3 protein-coding genes and 1 pseudogene are annotated in these 2,560 nt (G+C 66.3%); 1 reads left to right on the top strand and 3 read right to left on the bottom strand.

All coding sequences use genetic code 11. The annotated features are described in order from the left end of the window. Both VFL64_RS01180 and VFL64_RS01175 read right to left on the bottom strand, forming a co-directional pair. Window positions 1-633, bottom strand: a 633-nt coding sequence (locus VFL64_RS01180; RefSeq protein ID WP_489538545.1) for an NAD(P)/FAD-dependent oxidoreductase, incomplete at its 3' end; no start/stop codon positions are given. Window positions 634-731: 98 nt separating this feature from the next. Continuing rightward, complete coding sequence (locus tag VFL64_RS01175; protein WP_489538544.1) at window positions 732-1,127, bottom strand: DUF4148 domain-containing protein; 396 nt, start codon at window positions 1,125-1,127, stop codon at window positions 732-734. 189 nt (window positions 1,128-1,316) lie between these two features. Between VFL64_RS01175 and VFL64_RS01170 the strand changes: the two genes are divergently transcribed. Next, window positions 1,317-2,300 (top strand): LysR family transcriptional regulator, encoded by a 984-nt coding sequence (locus VFL64_RS01170; RefSeq protein ID WP_489538543.1) that lies wholly within the window; start codon window positions 1,317-1,319, stop codon window positions 2,298-2,300. Here the strand turns inward: VFL64_RS01170 and VFL64_RS01165 are convergent. Continuing rightward, window positions 2,294-2,560, bottom strand: a pseudogene (locus VFL64_RS01165) (aminoglycoside phosphotransferase); the annotation flags it as partial. The gene VFL64_RS01170 and the pseudogene VFL64_RS01165 sit on opposite strands and share 7 nt — an antisense overlap.

Genomic DNA, 2,560 nt, shown 5'->3' with positions numbered 1-2,560 from the left:
GCGGAAGGTGCCGATGTGCGGCTTGCTGACGTAGAGGATCTCTTCCGGCGCCCCGGCCTTCACGAACTCTGTGAGCACCTTGCGCGTGAGGTGGCGCGGGTCGCTGATCTGGCTCCACAGCTTGCCGTCGGAGAAGGTGCCGGCCCCACCTTCGCCGAACTGCACGTTCGACTCCGGGTTGAGCTCACGCTTCCGCCACAGGCCCCAGGTGTCCTTGGTGCGCTGGCGCACCTCCTTGCCGCGCTCCAGAACGATGGGGCGCAAGCCCATCTGCGCCAGGATCAGCGCCGCGAAGATGCCGCAGGGCCCGAAGCCGATGACGATGGGGCGCGGCTTCTCGTCCGCGAAGAAGTCGGCCGGTGCGTGGCCGACGAAGTGGTAGCGGGTGTCGGGCGAAGGCTTGATGTGCGTGTCACCGCTGAAGCGCTTGAGCACCGCGGCCTCGTCAGCGACATCGCAATCGAGCGTGTAGATCAGCTGAACCGCGCTCTTCTTGCGCGCGTCGTAGGCGCGCTTGAAGACGGTGAAGGACTTCAGCGCCGCATCCGCCACGCCCAAGCGCTGGAGGATGGCCGGGCGCAACTCGCCCTCGGCATGGTTCAGCGGCAGGCGCAGTTCGGTGATTCGCAGCATGGGCTGCATTTTCGGTGCTTTGCGCGGGACGTGAAAAAGCCGCCCGAAGGCGGCTTCTCGATGACTGCGATGTACGGCGCATAAGCGCCGCTGCGATCTCACTGGCCGGCTTGCACGCTGGCCTTCTTGCCGCGAGCGGCAGCAACCGCTTCGTTGCGCACGTCTTCGCGGGTGCGGGCCGAGGCGTAGTTGTTGTCGATGAAGCCGAAGCCGTTGCTGTTGTCCACCAACTGGTCGGCGCGGGCCTGGGCCAGCTCGCTCTTCACCTGGGTGCGGGCCACCGTGGCGGCGGGAGCAGCGGCGATCGGCAGGCCGGCGACGGAGTCGAAACCTTGGCGACGGGCCTGCACGAGTTCGCTCTGGACCTGCTGGCGGGTCACCGTGGAGGCCGGAGCGGCAGTGATGAAGCCGAACTGCACGTCGGGGGTTTCGGCCGAGGCGGCAGCGCCCACGAGAGCCAGGGCAGCGCCAGCGATGAGTTGCTTGGTGTTCATGATGATTTCCTTCGATTCAGACAGAGTGGGTTGACGTTCCGGGCATGGCGGCGTGCCGTCTTGTCCAGCTCGGTGAGTCAGTGTTCGGCTCATCGATGGGAGCAACTGTAGGCATTGCCAATCAATCAATAAATCGCCTATGCTTCAATAGCTCATTGCTCAAATAGAAACAATAGGGGATAGGCAACCATGGACCGCTTGCATTCGATGCGGGTGTTCTCGCGGGTGATCGAAGAGGGCAGCTTTGCCAAGGCCGCGCGCGTGCTGAACCTGTCGGCCGCGGTGGTCACGCGCCTGGTGGCCGACCTCGAAGAGCACCTGGGCGCGCGCCTCATCAACCGCACCACGCGGCGGCTGGCGCTCACCGACATCGGCGAGCTCTACCTGGAACGCGTGCGGCAGATCCTCACCGAGGTGGAAGAAGCCGAGGCCCTGGCCAGCGCCGCCACCTCGGAGCCGCGCGGCCACCTGCGCGTGCTGTCGCCACCCGCATTTGCGGTGCACCAGATCGCCAAGCACCTGCCGCGCTTTCGCACGCTCTACCCGCGCGTGACGCTGGAGCTCGCCGCCCCCGGCCCGGTGGAGACGGTCGACGAGAACTACGACGTGAGCATCATCCAGGTGGGCAAGCAGCCCCTGGAGGGCGATTTCGTGGCCCGCTTGCTGGCGCATTCAGAAGTGATCACCTGTGCCTCCCCAGAGTACCTGGATCGCATGGGCCGCCCGCTGCACCCCAACGAGTTGCCACGGCACGAAGCCATGCTGCCGAGCTACACGCGCGAGATCACTTTTCACCGCGGCGACTGGGGCGATGACGAGCCAGTGGGCGACTCGGTGACGCTGGTGCCGGCCAAGCCCGCACTCAGCACCATCCACAGCGACACCATGTACGCCGCCGCGCTGGCCGGCATGGGCATTTCGGGTCTGCCCTCGTACGTGGTGGAAGACGCCTTGCTTGAACATGCGCTGGAGCGCGTGCTGCCTGAGTGGCGTGTACTGACACTGCGCCTCTACGCCGCCATGCCCACGCGCAAGTACGTGCCTGCGCGCACGCGGGCGTTCATCGACTTTCTGGTGCAGAGCTTCGGCGGAGCCGAGCACGACCCCTGGCTGCAGGCTGCGGGCTGCGAGACCCGGCGCCAGGCAGCACCCGAGGCCGCAGCGTCTCAGTAAAAGACGTCGCGACGCGACGTGCCCATCAGCGGCTCCAGCAGATGGGCCAGCGGGCCGAGGCCGTTGTAGCGCGTGGCCACCTTGTGCGCGTAGGCAAAGAAGCGCGGCAGGTCTTCGGTGTACTTGGGCTTGCCGTCGCGGTGCTTCAGGCGACAGAAGATGCCCAGCACCTTGAGGTGGCGCTGCAGGCCCATCAGTTCGTAGTCGCGCCAGAATTCGCCGAAATCCTCGCGCACCGGCAGGCCGGCAGCCCGGGCCTT

It is taken from the genome of Rhizobacter sp. (genome assembly GCF_035702065.1).
GTDB lineage: Bacteria > Pseudomonadota > Gammaproteobacteria > Burkholderiales > Burkholderiaceae_C > Rhizobacter.
This window is presented reverse-complemented; position numbering and strand designations above follow the sequence as displayed.

Excerpts from the sequence above, each read along its gene's own strand:
- VFL64_RS01175 (WP_489538544.1), bottom strand. The coding sequence starts at position 1,127 with ATGAACACCAAGCAACTCATCGCTGGCGCTGCCCTGGCTCTCGTGGGC.
- VFL64_RS01170 (WP_489538543.1), top strand. The coding sequence starts at position 1,317 with ATGGACCGCTTGCATTCGATGCGGGTGTTCTCGCGGGTGATCGAAGAG.